The sequence below is a fragment of the Caballeronia sp. J97 genome (assembly GCF_905220305.1).
GTDB lineage: Bacteria > Pseudomonadota > Gammaproteobacteria > Burkholderiales > Burkholderiaceae > Caballeronia.
The window spans coordinates 83946-98881 of the sequence record NZ_CAJMZL010000015.1; the positions used below are offsets into that span (position 1 = coordinate 83946).

Consider the following 14936-nt stretch of genomic DNA (forward strand, 5'->3'; position numbering starts at 1 on the left):
ATCAGACACTCCAGACGGCGTCCGTGCGGGGCCTGCGCGCGAGGATTGAAACGGCGATTTTTCACTTCGTGCAATCGGCGCAACGTTTCCGCCGCGCACGTCGTCATTCGGCAGACTTTTCTGATCGCTCGCTCAGGCCCGTCCGGCAAGGCTTCGCGGGGAATCAAGCGTGTTCGAAAATAACGCGCGTTCGATATCCCACGAAGCCGATGGAACACAGATGAATCATTTTTCTTTATCCCTACGAAAGAAGGTGTTCTGTCGAAGGGACGTCGACCTGTGAGGCTTGTCGCACGGTGGTCAGAAAAGCTCGAAACGCTTCCCGGGGGGTTTGCACTGATGAAACTCATCGGGGCACGCACGTATTCCTAAGACCACCGATGTTCAAGACTGAAACAAAAATGCTGCGCTGCGCTGCATCACGAAAATTGCATCGGTTATGAGGCCCCGCCAGCATTGCGATTGCACGAATTGGCACAGTCCTCGCTAATAGAGTCGCGCAACCCCGACCAGCGCGAACAAGAAAATCCAATTCACGCGCGACCGGGCCGCTACGGGGCTGATGTGATGCTTCTTCGATACGTCGCGAGCGACTCCTGTCGAAAACGGTCATATCAGTAAATAAAAATTGAAGCGCAACGCGCGAAAGTTACGAGAGAGAACAAATCATGCTGACCCTCCAGTCCGATCTGCACGGCAATCATCTGCTTGGCGCACTTCCGGCGCACGAATGGCAAGCGCTCACGCCGCATCTCGAACTCGTGCAACTGCGCACCGAACAACTGCTGTGCGACTCGGGCCAGCGCATTCATCACGTCTATTTCCCGACCACGGCCATCATTTCGCTGCTGCACACGATGGAAGACGGCGGCTCGGTCGAGATCGCCGCGGTGGGCCGCGAAGGCATGACGGGCGTGCCGGTGCTGACCGGCGGCGAAACGATGCCGACGCGCGTGCAGGTGCAATGCCCTGGCTTCGCGTATCGCATGAGCGCGCAGGCGCTGCGCGAGCAGTTCGGCCGCTCGGACTTCCTGCGTCGCCTGATGCTGCTGTACATGCAGGCGCTTCTCACGCAGGTCGCGCAGACGGCCGCGTGCAATCGCCATCACTCGCTGAACAAGCAACTTTGCCGCTGGCTGCTGATCGAAATCGATCGCACCGCGTCGAACGAACTGCAAGTCACGCAGCAACTGATCGCCGACATGCTCGGCGTGCGCCGCGAAGGCGTCACCGAAGCGGCGGGCAAGCTTCACGACGCGGGTCTCATTCATCACAGCCGCGGCTGCATCAAGGTCGTGGATCGCGAGGGTCTCGAAGCGCGCGCATGCGAGTGCTACGGGCTCGTCAAGCGGGAGTTCGATCGACTGCTCCCGCGTCTTCGTGCAACCGAGGCGGTATCGGCCTCAAGTGTCTAACGGCTAGGATTAATGCAAGAAAAAAATCACGACTTGTTTTCATGGCTGGCACGCTTTCTGGATGTCTGCCTCATCATCGCGGGCGGATTGATCGCACATGACGTACGCTTTTCATCGCTGGACATCAGCGATATCGAAAGGCTTCTGATCGCGTTCAATTCCGCACTCGCCCTGCTGCTCTTCCCTGCGTTTGGCGTGTACGAAACCTGGCGTGGCAAGCCGTTCGCCGTGATGCTGGCGCGCGTCACGCTGGCGTGGATGGCGGTCGTCGCCGCGGGTCTGCTGCTCGCGTTCACGCTGCATCGCATGGATTCGGTGTCGCGGCTCTGGTTCGCGTATTCCACGATCATCTGCGGCGCGCTCATCATCGCGGCGAAACTGGTGGTGTACTCGGGCTTGCGCCTGATGCGCGGGCGCGGCCTGAACCAGCGCACCGTCGCGATCGTCGGCGCGCAAGGGTTCTCGCGGACCTTGCTCGCGCATCTGTGCAGCACGCCCGAGCAAGGCTTCACGCCCGTGTGCATTCTCGATACGACCGGCGACGAGGAACTGCACGCGAGCGGCATCATCGGCGTGTCGGCGCCGACGACCGCAATCGGCATAGGAGGCAATCGTTTGCCCGTGCTGAACGACTTCGACGAGCTCGTCGAGAAGGTGCGCGCCGACGAAATCGACGAAGTGTGGCTGGCCTTGCCGCTATCGCAAGAGCATACGATCTACCGTCTCGTGCACGCGCTGCGGCACGATTTCGTGAATCTTCGGCTGATTCCGGACACGCGCAGCATTTCGCTCTTCAATCATTCGATGACCGATGTCGCCGGGCTCGCGACCATCAACCTGACGACGTCCCCGGTCAACACCTTGCAGATGTGGCCGAAGATGCTTTTCGACCGCCTGTTCGCGGCGACCGCGCTGCTCGCGCTCGCCCCGCTCATGATCGCAATCGCGATCGCCGTGAAGGCGACATCGAAGGGCCCGGTGTTCTTCACGCAACACCGCAAGGGCGCGGACGGCCGGCCGTTCCGCATCTACAAGTTCCGCTCGATGGGCGTGCACCGGGAACACAAGGGCCACGTCACGCAGGCGACCCGCAACGATCCGCGCGTGACGAAGGTCGGCGCGTTCCTGCGGCGCACGAGCCTCGACGAACTGCCGCAGTTCCTGAACGTGCTGTTCGGGCATATGTCGGTGGTCGGTCCGCGCCCGCACGCGATCGAGCACGACGATCTCTACAAGGATCTCGTCTACGGCTACATGTTCCGCTACCGCATCAAGCCCGGCATCACGGGGTGGGCGCAGGTGAACGGCTATCGCGGCGCGACCGAAAAGGTCGAGAAGATGCAGAGCCGCGTGAAGTTCGACCTCTTCTACATCCACAACTGGTCGTTCTGGTTCGACATCAAGATCGTCGCGATGACGATGTTCAAGGGATTCATCGGGCGCAACGCGTACTGATCGACGTTGCGACGAAAAAGGCCCGGCGATGCGAGTCGCCGGGCCTTTTTCGCTTCGTTTCTTCCCGCGATTTACTTGTAGTCGATGCGCTCGACGCCCGTTTCCGTGCCGAGCAGACAAATGTTCGCGCCGCGCGCGGCGAACAGGCCGACCGTCACGACGCCGGGCCACGCGTTGATCTGCGCCTCGAGCGCGCGCGGATCGGTGATCGACAGGCCCTTCACGTCGATGATTTCGTTGCCGTTGTCCGTGATGTAGGGCGAGCCGTCCTTCGTCACGCGCACGATCGGCACGCCGCCCAGCGCCGCGAGCTTGCGGCCGATCGCGGTGCGCGCCATCGGCACGACCTCGACGGGCAGCGGGAATGTGCCCATCACCGGCACGCGCTTGCTGGCATCGGCGATGCACACGAACACGTCCGCCACCGACGCGACAATTTTCTCGCGCGTGAGCGCGCCGCCGCCGCCCTTGATCATCGCGCCGCTCGCGTCGATTTCATCGGCGCCGTCCACGTAAATGGAGAGCGATTCGATGTCGTTCAGATCGAACACCTCGAAGCCGTGCGATTCGAGCCGCGCGGTGGTCGCGAGCGAGCTCGACACCGCGCCGCGATAGCGCGCCTTCGACTTCGCGATGGCGTCGATGAAGCAGTTCGCCGTCGATCCGGTGCCGACGCCGATGATCGCGCCCTCGGGCACGTTCGCGTTCACGTAGTCGGCGGCGGCCTGGCCGACCAGTTGCTTGAGTTCGTCTTGAGTCATGGGAGCGGTGCTGCTTTATCGGATAAAACTGAGATTTTATCGGAGCGCGCGAGCCCACCGTGCGGATCATGCAATCGCGCGCAGGAAACCGAGCGGATCGTGCGTGCGCGCAACCGACGCGATGAACGCGAACACGATGATCGCCAGCACGCCATAGACGGCGCGCGCGCTCTTTGTGCGGCCGCGCTTGAGCGCCAGCGTGCCGAGCGCGATATAGACGGCGAGTCCCGCGATTTTCGCGCCGAGCCAGGCGGCGTTCGCGGAGAAGCCGACGATCGCGACCAGCGCGATGGCGCTCGCGAGCAACAGCGTATCGATGATATGCGGCAGGATTTTCGTCGCGCGCGCGCCGAGGAGGCGCGAATTCGTCAGCATCCAGATCCAGCGCAGCACGAATCCGGCGATTGAAAGCGCCGCGCACGTCATGTGGATCGCGCGCAGCGGCAGGAAGTAGTCGCCCATCGTGGGCTCCGTTCAATTGGGGAAGTACTTGTCGAGCAAGGCTTGGGCGATGGCGTCGCTTTGCGCGTCCGCGTCGCCCGCGTAGTCCGACGGACGGAAGTGCATCTGAAACGCGCTGAAGACGCGGCGCGTTTTTTCGTCGAGCACCCCGTCGGTTGCGATGTCGTAGCCGTAGCGCTTCAGCTTGTCCTGCAGCGCGCGCACGTCGCACGGCGCTTTCGGATCGCGGCCAGCCAGGTGCGCGGCGACGGTCGCATCGTCGGGCCATGCGCCCACGCCGGCATCGTGCAGAGCGCGCCACGGAAAGAGCGGGCCCGGGTCGATCTTGCGCTGCGGTGCGATGTCGCTATGACCGACGACGCGCGTCGGAGGAATGTCGTAACGCGCGACGATATCGCGGGAGAGCTCGATGAGCGCATCGACTTGCGCGGGCGGATACGGCTGCCATTTGCCCTCGCCGATCGGTCCGAGATTCACGTTCTCGATGCCGATCGAGGACGCGTTCAGTTCCGTCGCGCCCTGCCACGAACTGACGCCCGCGTGCCAGGCGCGCTTGCTTTCCGGCACCAGTTGATAGACGACCGGTTCGCCTTTTTCGATACGCGGCGCATCGGGGACGACGTAGTGCACGCTGACCTGATTTCCGGTGAGCACCGCGAGCGATTCGGCTTCGTCGATCTCCGTGTAGTGCATGACAAGGAAACGGACGCGGGAGTCGGCGTTTTTCGCGTGGTAGCGGGTGTCGGCGATGTAGGTCGTGCGGTCTTGCATTGTGGTGCAGGCGGTGAGGATGCAGGCAAAGAGCGTGGCAACACCAAGGTGTAGTTTCGTCATAGGAAGTAAAGATACGCCTCTCGCCTGTACAGCTAGTAAGCGCAGCACGTCCGGATTGTACAGTCGCTTCGAGCACTCTCGTCTGGATCGCAGCGGTGTCGTAGTCGTTCCCGGCAAGCCCCAAGCATAGCCCCCGTGCCCTTTTCCTTTCCGAACGCAGCCCATATCGTGCTAGACAAATGGACGCACGGCGGTCAAAATGTCCGCCAAAATACCCAGCGAGAACAAACAATATGACCGCAGCGGAACACCGGAACCTCCTTACAGAAGCACTGAAGTTCTATACGCAAGGGGAAATTGCGCAGCGTATCGGAAAGAACGTGCGAACAATCCGTAGATGGGAATCAGAGAAGGCTCGCTGTCCTGTCATTGCAGAGGCTGCCCTGCGCGAGTTGCTCGCCGAAAGAACGCATCGGCTAGCGGCACCCGCGAAGCCAGAGTTCACCTTCATTGACTTGTTTGCGGGGATCGGGGGAATCCGTCGAGGCTTCGAAGCGCACGGTGGTGCGTGCGTGTTCACTAGCGAATGGAACGATTTCTCGAAGCGAACATACATTGAGAACTTTGGTGCCAGCGATCACCATTTCGTTGGCGACATTGTCCCGTTTCCCGCTGATGCTATTCCAACACACGACGTACTGCTGGCGGGATTTCCATGTCAGCCGTTTAGTATCGCCGGCGTCAGCAAAAAGAACTCGCTTGGCCGGCCACATGGATTCGAATGCACGACACAAGGCACCTTGTTCTATGATGTCGCACGTATCATCGATGCAAAGCGACCTACTGCATTCCTTCTCGAAAACGTCAAAAACCTGTTGTCGCACGACAAGGGAAATACTTTCAAAACAATCCTTGCTGTCTTGCGCGACGAACTGAATTACGACGTGCATTTCAGAGTCATCGACGGACAGCATTTTACGCCCCAGCACCGGGAGCGTATCGTGATTGTCGGCTTCCGCGAACTGACAGACTTCACATTTGACGACCTCTGCCTGCCATCCGTCAAACCGCGTCTCGGTTCGATTCTCCATAAGGCGGACGGCACAGAACCATTTCTGGAACACGACCAAGATCGTTTCTTCGATCACGATGGCTGTAAGGTGCAAAGCAAATACACGCTAACGCCAAAACTGTGGGAATACCTGCAGGCGTACGCTGAAAAGCATCGGGCGGCCGGCAATGGATTCGGATTCGGACTCGTTACCGCGGAAAGCGTGACGCGCACTTTGTCCGCACGCTATTTCAAGGATGGCTCAGAGATTCTCGTCTCTCAGGGCGGCGCCAGGCGGCCACGACGACTGACCCCGCGCGAGTGTGCCCGACTTATGGGCTTTCCCGATAGCTTCGTAATCCCGGTCAGTGACACTCAAGCCTATCGGCAATTCGGCAACAGCGTAGTCGTACCTGTGATGCAAGAGACAGCGCGAATCATGATTCCACGAGTCAAAGCGCTGCTGGACAAGTCACGTGACGGCGCGCAACAACGCTTGCCACTGTTCGTCTAGTGGTAGATATTGTCGATAGTGCAACCAGAAGCCGAATGATGTCCGGCATCAAAGGACGAAATACACGCCTCGAAGTCCTGATTCGCAGTCTGTTGCATCGTCGCGGCTTCCGCTTTCGGTTGAACGTGGCTGATTTGCCAGGGAAACCGGATATCGTACTCCCAAAGTATCACGCAGTGATTTTCGTGCACGGATGCTTCTGGCATGGTCACGACTGTCGACTCTTCAAGTGGCCTAAGACGAGACCTGATTTCTGGCGCACAAAAATATTTCGGAATCGGCAGCGAGATGAGCAGGTTCTCGAATCGTTGCTTGCGGCGGGATGGCGGGTTGCGACAATATGGGAGTGTGCAATACGGAACCGGGATGCGGATCCTGCTAAACTTGTTGATGAATTTTCGGCTTGGTTAGGAACGCAAAATAAAACTTGGGAAGCACGGGGATGAAACACGGATACTTATCGGAATACTTTGAAGGCGTCGCAGCCAAACGACTTAGTTGCGTTGAAGCAGATGTTATCCATTCGAATCAACATGAATTTAATGGTGTCGAAGGGTTAAGGGCGATCCTCGGCGAACCGGATGGCAAAGTGCGGTATGACACTCGCCTGCTATACCTGTCCGATCAAGAAGACGACCCTATCATGGAGGATGCAGTCTTCACATGGTATGACGCTCGGCAGCGAGCGCGGATTGCCCGCAACATCCAACGCTGGGAATATAGGCTCTACTTCCCAACGACCAACATTTCGCTGAACGCGGCTGTAGGCGATTTGCTCGTTATCGCAAAACGCAGCGACGGAGGACTACTGGTGATCATTGCAGAGAGCGGGTCGAGTATCGGGCGCCAGATTGAGTGGCTCTTCGGACTTAACAATCTCTCGCATCCGGGCTTTTCGATAAAGGCGGAACTCGAGACGGAACAAGACCGGATAGGATTCGCTTCGCGCTTTATTCTCGAGAGCATCGGCATTGCCGTCGAGACATCCGAGGAAACGTTCTTAGAAGAGATGTTGCAGCGATTTAACGGGAAGTTTCCAACAACGCGTTCGTTCTCCGAATATGCACGATCTACTCTTCCGGAGATCAGTCCATGCGATAACCCGGACGCCACTCTGATGGCGTGGATGGAGCGAGAAGAAATTCTCTTTCGCACGATGGAGCGTTATCTGATCGCAGACCGACTTGCCGCTGGTTTCAATGTTCAAGGGCCGAACAAAGTGGATGTTGATGGTTTCCTGACATTCTCACTTTCGGTACAGAACCGTCGGAAGAGTCGCGTTGGGCTTGCCTTGGAGAATCATCTTGAGATCTTGTTTATGGCAAACGGTGTGCGATACAGCAGAACCGCGGCCACGGAGAATAAATCAAAACCCGATTTCCTTTTCCCCAGCGTTTTACAATATCACGACCGTCATTTTCCAGCAGCGCATTTGACAATGCTTGGAGTCAAATCCACCTGCAAAGACCGTTGGCGTCAAGTACTTTCAGAGGCGGATCGAATCCACGAGAAGCACCTGCTGACACTCGAAACGGCCATCTCGCAGCATCAAACCGACGAGATGTGCTCCAAGGGACTGCAACTAGTGCTACCCCAGAAACTTCACGGCAGCTACACCGCGCCTCAGCAAGAATGGCTGCTCGATATCACGCAATTTTTGGGACTTGTGCTTGAGAGACAAGGTATCAAGTAAAGCCTCCGATGTGGCGGTATTCGACTTCCGAGTCACATGCCGGGCCAATCTCCAGTGATCCCCGCGTGTGAATGATCTACTTCTTCACCGCCCTCTGCCGCACCGCCTCGAACAGACACACCCCGCTCGCCACCGACACATTCAAGCTCTCGACCGTCCCCGCCATCGGAATATTCATGATTTCGTCGCACGTCTCGCGCGTCAGACGGCGCATGCCCTCGCCTTCCGCGCCGACGACGATGGCCACCGGACCGTCCAGCCTGGTCTCATAGAGCGAAGCCGTCGCCTCGCCCGCCGTGCCGATCACCCACACGCCCGCGTCCTTGAGCTCGCGCAGCGCGCGCGCCAGATTCGTCACGGTGATATACGGCACGCTCTCCGCCGCCCCGCTCGCCACCTTCGCCGCCGTCGCGTTCAATCCCGCCGAACGGTCGCGCGGCGCGATCACCGCATGCGCGCCGGCCGCATCCGCGACACGCAGACACGCGCCCAGGTTATGCGGATCGGTGACGCCATCGAGAACGAGCAGCAAAGGCGTGCCCGAAATGCCATCGAGCAGCTCGGCCAGATTCTGCGCGAGCGGCAGATCGTGCGCGCGCGCCACCACGCCCTGATGCTGGATATTGCCCGCCAGCCCCCACAGACGCGCTTCATCGGCCGCGATCAGCCGCACGCCCGCTTCCTTCGCGGTCCGCAGAAAGTCCTGCATGCGCCGATCCTTGCGCGTGGGGTCGTACAGCACCTCCTCGATCGACGATGCATCCGCGCGCAAACGGGCGGTCACTGCGTGAAATCCGTATAGAACCTTGAGACGTGACATGGCTGATTCGAACCTTCGATGAAAACTTGAAAAGCACGACGCGGTCCGAAGCACGAAGCATCGGACCGCGCGTATTCGATGGCGGCTGGACTACGCGCCGCCCTAGCGTTTCTTGCGCGCCGGCCGTCCCTGCGACGCCGACTTCGACGCCGCGCCGCGCTTCTTCGCGGCGCCGCCGCGCGAGCCCGCCGCGAGCGACGCGCCCTTCTTCGTGCCGCCGCGGGCACGCGTGCTCGGGACATCGTCGTCGCTGAACGGACGGATTCGCGGTCCCGCCGAGCTGGCCGCACTCGCGGCATCGCCCGCTCCCGACGGCGGACGCGCCGACGGCGGTTTGACCGGCGTATCGCGGACAAGCCGGAAATCGATCTTGCGCGCATCGAGATCGACGCGGCCGACCTGCACGCGCACGCGATCCGACATCCGGTAGCGAATGCCCGTGCGCTCCCCGCGCAGCTCGTTCTTGATCTCGTCGTACTGAAAGTAGTCCGAACCCAGTTCGGTCACGTGCACGAGACCTTCGATGAAGAGCGAATCCAGTTGCACGAAGATGCCGAACGACGTCACGCCGTTCACCATTCCGCCGTATTCCTCGCCGAGCTTGTCGCGCATGAAGTAGCACTTGAGCCACGCTTCGACGTCGCGCGAAGCTTCGTCGGCGCGCCGCTCGTTCGACGAGCAATGCAGCCCCAGCTCTTCCCAGATCGCGACGCTGTTGCGCGCGCGGCCACGCGCGGTATCGTCGGCTTTCTGCATCTCGCGCGCCGCTTTCGTGAGACCCGTGCTCAGCGACACGTCGTGACCGATGTCCGGCAGATACTTCTTGCCCTGCAGGATCGCGTAAATCGCGCGATGCGTGAGCAAGTCGGGATAGCGCCGAATCGGGCTCGTGAAGTGCGCGTACGCCTCATACGCGAGACCGAAATGGCCGATGTTGTCCGGGCTGTAGACCGCCTGCTGCATCGAGCGCAGCACCATCGATTGCAGCATCTGCGCGTCGGGCCGGTCGCGGATTTGCGCGATCAGCGCGGCGTAGTCGCTCGCGTGCGGCTTGTCGCCGCCGGTCAGCGTCAAGCCGACGCCGCGCAGGAACGCACGCAGATTCTCGAGCTTCTCTTCCGTCGGCCCCGCGTGCACGCGATACAAACCGGGATGCTTGTTGCGCTTCAGAAAATCTGCCGCGCAGACGTTCGCGGCCAGCATGCACTCCTCGATCAGCCGATGCGCGTCGTTGCGATGACGCGGCACGATCTGCTCGATCTTGCCTTGCGAGTTCACGACGATATACGTCTCGGTCGTGTCGAAGTCGATCGCGCCGCGCTTCTGGCGCGCCGCGTGCAGCGACTTGTAGACGCCGTAGAGGTTCTGCAACTGCGGCAGGATCTCCGCGCGCTTCGCCGCTTCCGGGCCCTTCGTGTTGGTCAGCACGGCCGCGACTTCGGTGTAGGTCAGGCGCGCCGCCGAATGCATCACGCCCGGATAGAACTGATACGCCTTGATTTCGCCGCGCGCGGTGATGACCATGTCGCACACGAGCACGCAGCGATCCACATCCGGATTCAGCGAACAGAGACCGTTCGACAGTTTCTCCGGCAGCATCGGAATCACGCGGCGCGGGAAATACACCGACGTGCTGCGATCGAGCGCATCGATGTCGAGCGCCTCGTTCGCGCGCACATAGTGCGACACGTCCGCGATCGCGACCAGCAGGCGAAAGCCCTGACCGCGCCCGACCGTGACGGGCTCGCAATACACGGCGTCGTCGAAGTCGCGCGCGTCCTCGCCGTCGATGGTAACGAGCGGCACATCGCGCAGATCGACGCGATGGCGGATATCGACCGGGCGGACTTCGTCGGGCAGCTTCGCGGCGGCCGCGAGCGCGGCGTCGCTGAACTGATGCGGCACACCGTATTTGCGCACCGCGATTTCGATCTCCATGCCGGGATCGTCGATATCGCCGATCACTTCGACCACGCGCCCGAGCGGCTGCGAATGGCGGCTCGGGAAATCCGTCAGATCGACGGACACCACCTGCCCGACCTTCGCTTTCTTCGGATTTTGCGTGATCAGGATGTCGTGACCGATGCGCTTGTCTTCCGGCACGAGAATGAGCGCGCCGTTCTCATTGACGAGGCGCCCGATGACGCGCTTGTTCGCGCGATCCGTCACCTCGACGATATGCCCCTCCGGCCGCCCGCGCCGGTCATAGCCGACGATGCGCGCGAGCACGCGATCGTTGTGCATGACCTTCTGCATTTCGCCGTTGGGGAGGAAGAGATCGTCCTGTCCGTCGTCGCGGATCAGGAAGCCGAAGCCGTCGCGATGTCCCTGAACGCGTCCGGCCACAAAATTCGACGGATGCGTGAGTTGATAGTGGCCGCGCTTGTCGAGGCGGATTTGCCCGTCGCGTTCCATGGCCGCCAGTCGCTTGAAAAATCCTTCGCGCTCCTGGCGTTTGATCGACAACGCCTCGGCGATGTCGTTCGCGGCATGCGGTGTCTCGCTCGTGCGCAGCACTCCGAGAATTTCTTCGCGGCTCGGAATCGGATACGGATATTTGCTCAAGGGCGTAGTCGTGATTTTTCTCGTTGAACGGGACTTTCGCGGTGCTTTGCAACCAATAAATGCGGTCATCGTCGCGGGTCATTCTAACACCCGTCTTTTAAGCACCACGGGGCTTGCGGGACGATCCGGCGCGGCCGGCACGTCCTGATGCGGCTCGATATGCGCATCGCATCGAAACGCTTGACAGTCGTGTCCAGCTCGCTATAATGGCGTTCTTTGCTGCTGAACGCACAGCGAAACACAGCAAACTTGCAGTACACGCACCCTTGCCCAGGTGGCGGAATTGGTAGACGCACTAGGTTCAGGTCCTAGCGGTGGCAACACCGTGGAGGTTCGAGTCCTCTCTTGGGCACCAGATGTTTGGAAAAAGCCACCCTCGGGTGGCTTTTTCTTTTTGTGCGGAGACCGTGTTTTTGTTTCAGACGAGTCGCACGACTTTTCGATTGACACGGCGCCCGTTCCCGCTAGAATAGCGGGCTCGCTGTACCCCTTGGCCCAGGTGGCGGAATTGGTAGACGCACTAGGTTCAGGTCCTAGCGGTGGCAACACCGTGGAGGTTCGAGTCCTCTCCTGGGCACCAAGGTCCTTCTTTCGTGAGACGCTCATTCGGGCGCATCGCAGACAAAAACCCCACGCAAAATCGTGGGGTTTTTTGTTTTCTGCCTTCTTTTTCGCTTCGACTTCCTTTCATTTCAGATTCGACGACCTCTCTGTCGAACTTTAAATGAATCGAATCCGTATTCTCCCGTTCATCGCCACGCGCAGGCTCCCAATGTATTAACGGGTTCGTTTAAGCGCACGTTTAATCTGCGACATACACTCCTTCGTGTGAAACGCCGGCACGCCCGTCCGGCGCGGCTTTTGGCCGGTTCGTAAATTGCTGAGTCGCATTAAGACACCCGCCAATCGGTCATTCGAACGGAGAATCCGGCAATGAATTGGACGCGCGAACAGCGAAACGTGACGGTCGCCGCTTATTTGGGCTGGACCCTCGACGCATTCGATTTCTTTCTGATGGTCTTCGTATTGAAGGATATCGCCACCGAATTCAATACGAAAATCCCAGACGTGGCGTTCGCCATCACGCTCACGCTGGCGATGCGTCCTCTGGGCGCGCTGATCTTCGGCCGGCTCGCCGACAAATTCGGCCGCCGCCCCACGCTGATGATCAATATCGCGTGCTACTCGCTGCTCGAACTGCTTTCCGGCCTCTCGCCGAATCTCACGACGCTGCTCATTCTGCGCGCCCTCTTCGGCATCGCGATGGGCGGCGAATGGGGCGTCGGTTCGGCGCTGACGATGGAAACCGTCCCGCCTTCGGCGCGTGGCTTCGTGTCGGGACTCTTGCAGGCGGGCTATCCGAGCGGCTATCTGCTTGCGTCGATCGCGTTCGGCGTGCTTTATCCGTTCGTCGGTTGGCGCGGAATGTTCTTCGTCGGTGTCGCGCCCGCGCTGCTCGTCATGTACGTGCGCGCGCACGTGCCCGAATCGCCCGCGTGGCGCGCCATGGAAAAGCGCCAGCGCCCCGGCCTCGTCGCCACGCTCAAGCAGAACTGGACACTCTCGCTCTACGCGATCGTGCTGATGACCGCATTCAATTTCTTCTCGCACGGCACGCAGGACCTCTATCCGACCTTCTTGCGCGAGCAACATCATTTCGATCCGCATACCGTGTCGCTCATCACCATCACGCTGAATATCGGGGCGATCGTCGGCGGGCTGTTCTTCGGAGCGTTGTCGGAGCGAATCGGCCGGCGCGTGGCCATTTTCATCGCCGCGCTGATTGCGTTGCCGGTCTTGTACTGGTGGGCGTTCTCGACCACGCCGGTCACGCTCGCGATCGGCGCGTTCCTCATGCAGATTTCCGTGCAAGGTGCGTGGGGCGTGATTCCCGTGCATCTGAACGAACTCTCGCCCGACGAGATTCGCGCGACCTTCCCGGGCCTCGTGTATCAGCTCGGCAACCTGTTCGCCGCGGTCAACGCAACGATGCAGGCGTCCCTTGCCACATCCCACGGCAACAACTACGGCATGGCGATGGCGATCGTCGCGGGCGTCGTCGCCGTGGTGATCGCGGCGCTCATCTTCTTCAGCCGGGAACGCAGAGGCATCGACTTGACGCGCTCCGCGCAAGAAGTGGGCGCGACGCGCAGTAGCGCCTGATCGAAAGCTCTCCTCGCATCGACGCCGGCTCGTTTATCGTTCGGCGCCGCCCGGAAAAGCAAGTATCCGCAGAAGCGAGTTCACGTTCTGCGGACGCAGCGCAACGACGCCTTGAAGTTCCTTCCAATATCGATAAGCCGTCGCTTCCGACAAGTTGACGCCGCGCGAAACCGCTGCGACCGACGCGCCATCGCGCAGCAGTGCCATCGCCTGGAATTTCCGCCTCGCGTCGATTCGCCCTCCGGCCTTTCTTCCCGGCGATGCCTCGACGACGCGAAATTGCCTGTGGAGTTTCTTCGGCCCGGACGCGTCCAGGCACACGGACTGGTAGCTGTAGCCGTCCGTTTCGTTGCCGAAAAGATAAAGCTTGTTGTCGAAAATGTAGCTTCGGTCGATCGAGACAGCCTCTCTGTAAAGCGAGTTTATTTTTAGCTCAACTTGGTAAACATTTTTGTTTAGGAACATTTAATCTCCTGATGCCGCTAGTTCAGGGCAAGTGATTGCTGCCTACAGGAGCCTTCTGTAGTGTTGCGATCGTCGTGCGCGGGTCCCCAAACCGGCGCACGACCCTCCTACAGGTCTTGGCTTCGCCTGAGCGAAGCCGGGACCAATACTCATTCGCGCGCGCCGACCTGGCCAGACAGCCGCATGAATTCCGACCCGGCACACCCGGAATCGGGCGAACCAGACTTGTCCTTCTCAGTCGAACGGGAGCATACGTATCCGTTGCGATCGGCTGTCACGATCGCTGACGCCGGCGGCCTCTCGCCAGACAGCGAGCAACCGGTTCATCGCCATGTCCGACATGCCGAGTTCGCGCCTGATCGCCTGAGCTGGCACGTTCCGCTGCAGGAAAATCAACGCCAGATACGCGGCGAGCAAGGTCGGCTCGCCTTGCACGTCTCTGTACACGCCGCCTTCGTCGCCGACGATCGACTCCCGCACGCAACTGAGCATCTCCAGATCCAGTTGAACGTGTATATATCTCACCTCCCCGTTGCAACGCACCAGCAAGTAGAGCAGGTCGCCCGTGAGGAACATCCAATCCGAAATACCCTGTTCCCACGGAGTCGCTCCGATGTTTAGCCTGACTAAGTTATCTCTATTCTCCACTTCCGAATATGCTCCCATGGCCACCGTACGCGTGGCAGGTGGTCACAATAAGAACCGATCCTATGTGACTTGCTGTGGTGTATCCCGCGAAGATCAATCCACAGCCCCCTTTGATGCCCCGCCGATGCGGGGCATCAAGAATCCTCATCG

At 60.1% G+C, this 14936-nt stretch carries 13 protein-coding genes and 2 tRNA genes; 8 read left to right on the forward strand and 7 right to left on the reverse strand.

Annotated elements, in window-relative coordinates:
• Positions 1-668: 668 nt before the first annotated feature.
• Together U4Y90_RS19905 and U4Y90_RS19910 are read left to right on the forward strand one after the other, a co-directional pair.
• Positions 669-1415, forward strand: a complete 747-nt coding sequence (locus U4Y90_RS19905; RefSeq protein WP_016345545.1) for a Crp/Fnr family transcriptional regulator — start codon at positions 669-671, stop codon at positions 1413-1415.
• 33 nt (positions 1416-1448) lie between these two features.
• Positions 1449-2870, forward strand: a complete 1422-nt coding sequence (locus U4Y90_RS19910) for an undecaprenyl-phosphate glucose phosphotransferase (RefSeq protein WP_321797160.1) — start codon at positions 1449-1451, stop codon at positions 2868-2870.
• A gap of 71 nt (positions 2871-2941) precedes the next feature.
• Here the strand turns inward: U4Y90_RS19910 and rpiA are convergent, their stop codons facing one another.
• From rpiA to U4Y90_RS19925, 3 genes are all read right to left on the reverse strand, one after another.
• Entirely contained in the window at positions 2942-3631 is a 690-nt protein-coding gene (gene rpiA, locus U4Y90_RS19915; protein ID WP_321797034.1) for a ribose-5-phosphate isomerase RpiA, read from the reverse strand.
• Positions 3632-3697: 66 nt separating this feature from the next.
• Positions 3698-4093: a SirB2 family protein gene (locus U4Y90_RS19920; protein WP_321797035.1), complete on the reverse strand. Its 396-nt coding sequence runs from the start codon at positions 4091-4093 to the stop codon at positions 3698-3700.
• Between the two features lie 12 nt (positions 4094-4105).
• Positions 4106-4927: an N-acetylmuramoyl-L-alanine amidase gene (locus U4Y90_RS19925; protein WP_321797036.1), complete on the reverse strand. Its 822-nt coding sequence runs from the start codon at positions 4925-4927 to the stop codon at positions 4106-4108.
• Between the two features lie 233 nt (positions 4928-5160).
• Here U4Y90_RS19925 and dcm point away from each other — a divergent pair, with 233 nt between their 5' ends.
• Genes dcm through U4Y90_RS19940 form a run of 3 tightly spaced genes read left to right on the forward strand, consistent with a single transcriptional unit; the run spans position 5161 to position 8125 of the window.
• Entirely contained in the window at positions 5161-6432 is a 1272-nt protein-coding gene (gene dcm, locus U4Y90_RS19930) for a DNA (cytosine-5-)-methyltransferase (protein ID WP_321797038.1), read from the forward strand.
• Positions 6432-6878 carry a very short patch repair endonuclease gene (locus U4Y90_RS19935; RefSeq protein WP_321797039.1) on the forward strand — a complete coding sequence of 149 codons (447 nt, stop codon included), beginning with the start codon at positions 6432-6434 and terminating at the stop codon, positions 6876-6878. Before dcm ends, U4Y90_RS19935 begins: the two co-directional genes overlap by 1 nt.
• Positions 6875-8125, forward strand: coding sequence for a type II restriction endonuclease (locus tag U4Y90_RS19940; protein ID WP_321797040.1), 1251 nt, complete (start codon positions 6875-6877; stop codon positions 8123-8125). Before U4Y90_RS19935 ends, U4Y90_RS19940 begins: the two co-directional genes overlap by 4 nt.
• Before the next feature lie 76 nt (positions 8126-8201).
• On the opposite strand, the gene rlmB is transcribed toward U4Y90_RS19940, so the two are convergent.
• Positions 8202-8945, reverse strand: a complete 744-nt coding sequence (gene rlmB / locus U4Y90_RS19945; protein WP_321797042.1) for a 23S rRNA (guanosine(2251)-2'-O)-methyltransferase RlmB — start codon at positions 8943-8945, stop codon at positions 8202-8204.
• Between the two features lie 102 nt (positions 8946-9047).
• Positions 9048-11579 (reverse strand): ribonuclease R, encoded by a 2532-nt coding sequence (gene rnr / locus U4Y90_RS19950; protein ID WP_415749386.1) that lies wholly within the window; start codon positions 11577-11579, stop codon positions 9048-9050.
• A 199-nt stretch (positions 11580-11778) separates the two neighbouring features.
• Between rnr and U4Y90_RS19955 the strand changes: the two genes are divergently transcribed.
• From U4Y90_RS19955 to U4Y90_RS19965, 3 genes are all read left to right on the forward strand, one after another.
• Positions 11779-11865 (forward strand) — tRNA-Leu (locus U4Y90_RS19955).
• 138 nt (positions 11866-12003) lie between these two features.
• Positions 12004-12090, forward strand: a tRNA-Leu gene (locus U4Y90_RS19960).
• 353 nt (positions 12091-12443) lie between these two features.
• Positions 12444-13673, forward strand: a complete 1230-nt coding sequence (locus U4Y90_RS19965; protein WP_321797045.1) for an MFS transporter — start codon at positions 12444-12446, stop codon at positions 13671-13673.
• Between the two features lie 33 nt (positions 13674-13706).
• On the opposite strand, the gene U4Y90_RS19970 is transcribed toward U4Y90_RS19965, so the two are convergent.
• Entirely contained in the window at positions 13707-14138 is a 432-nt protein-coding gene (locus U4Y90_RS19970; RefSeq protein WP_321797047.1) for a hypothetical protein, read from the reverse strand.
• 234 nt (positions 14139-14372) lie between these two features.
• The gene (locus U4Y90_RS19975) at positions 14373-14714 is read right to left on the reverse strand and encodes a hypothetical protein (RefSeq protein WP_321797049.1); all 342 of its coding nucleotides are present in this window, start codon (positions 14712-14714) and stop codon (positions 14373-14375) included.
• Between the last annotated feature and the right edge of the window lie 222 nt (positions 14715-14936).

Coding starts and splice junctions, on each gene's coding strand:
- U4Y90_RS19905 (WP_016345545.1), top strand. CDS start 669: ATGCTGACCCTCCAGTCCGATCTGCACGGCAATCATCTGCTTGGCGCA.
- rpiA (WP_321797034.1), bottom strand. CDS start 3,631: ATGACTCAAGACGAACTCAAGCAACTGGTCGGCCAGGCCGCCGCCGAC.
- U4Y90_RS19920 (WP_321797035.1), bottom strand. CDS start 4,093: ATGGGCGACTACTTCCTGCCGCTGCGCGCGATCCACATGACGTGCGCG.
- U4Y90_RS19925 (WP_321797036.1), bottom strand. CDS start 4,927: ATGACGAAACTACACCTTGGTGTTGCCACGCTCTTTGCCTGCATCCTC.
- dcm (WP_321797038.1), top strand. CDS start 5,161: ATGACCGCAGCGGAACACCGGAACCTCCTTACAGAAGCACTGAAGTTC.
- U4Y90_RS19940 (WP_321797040.1), top strand. CDS start 6,875: ATGAAACACGGATACTTATCGGAATACTTTGAAGGCGTCGCAGCCAAA.
- rlmB (WP_321797042.1), bottom strand. CDS start 8,945: ATGTCACGTCTCAAGGTTCTATACGGATTTCACGCAGTGACCGCCCGT.
- rnr (WP_415749386.1), bottom strand. CDS start 11,579: ATGACCGCATTTATTGGTTGCAAAGCACCGCGAAAGTCCCGTTCAACG.
- U4Y90_RS19965 (WP_321797045.1), top strand. CDS start 12,444: ATGAATTGGACGCGCGAACAGCGAAACGTGACGGTCGCCGCTTATTTG.
- U4Y90_RS19970 (WP_321797047.1), bottom strand. CDS start 14,138: ATGTTCCTAAACAAAAATGTTTACCAAGTTGAGCTAAAAATAAACTCG.
- U4Y90_RS19975 (WP_321797049.1), bottom strand. CDS start 14,714: ATGTTCCTCACGGGCGACCTGCTCTACTTGCTGGTGCGTTGCAACGGG.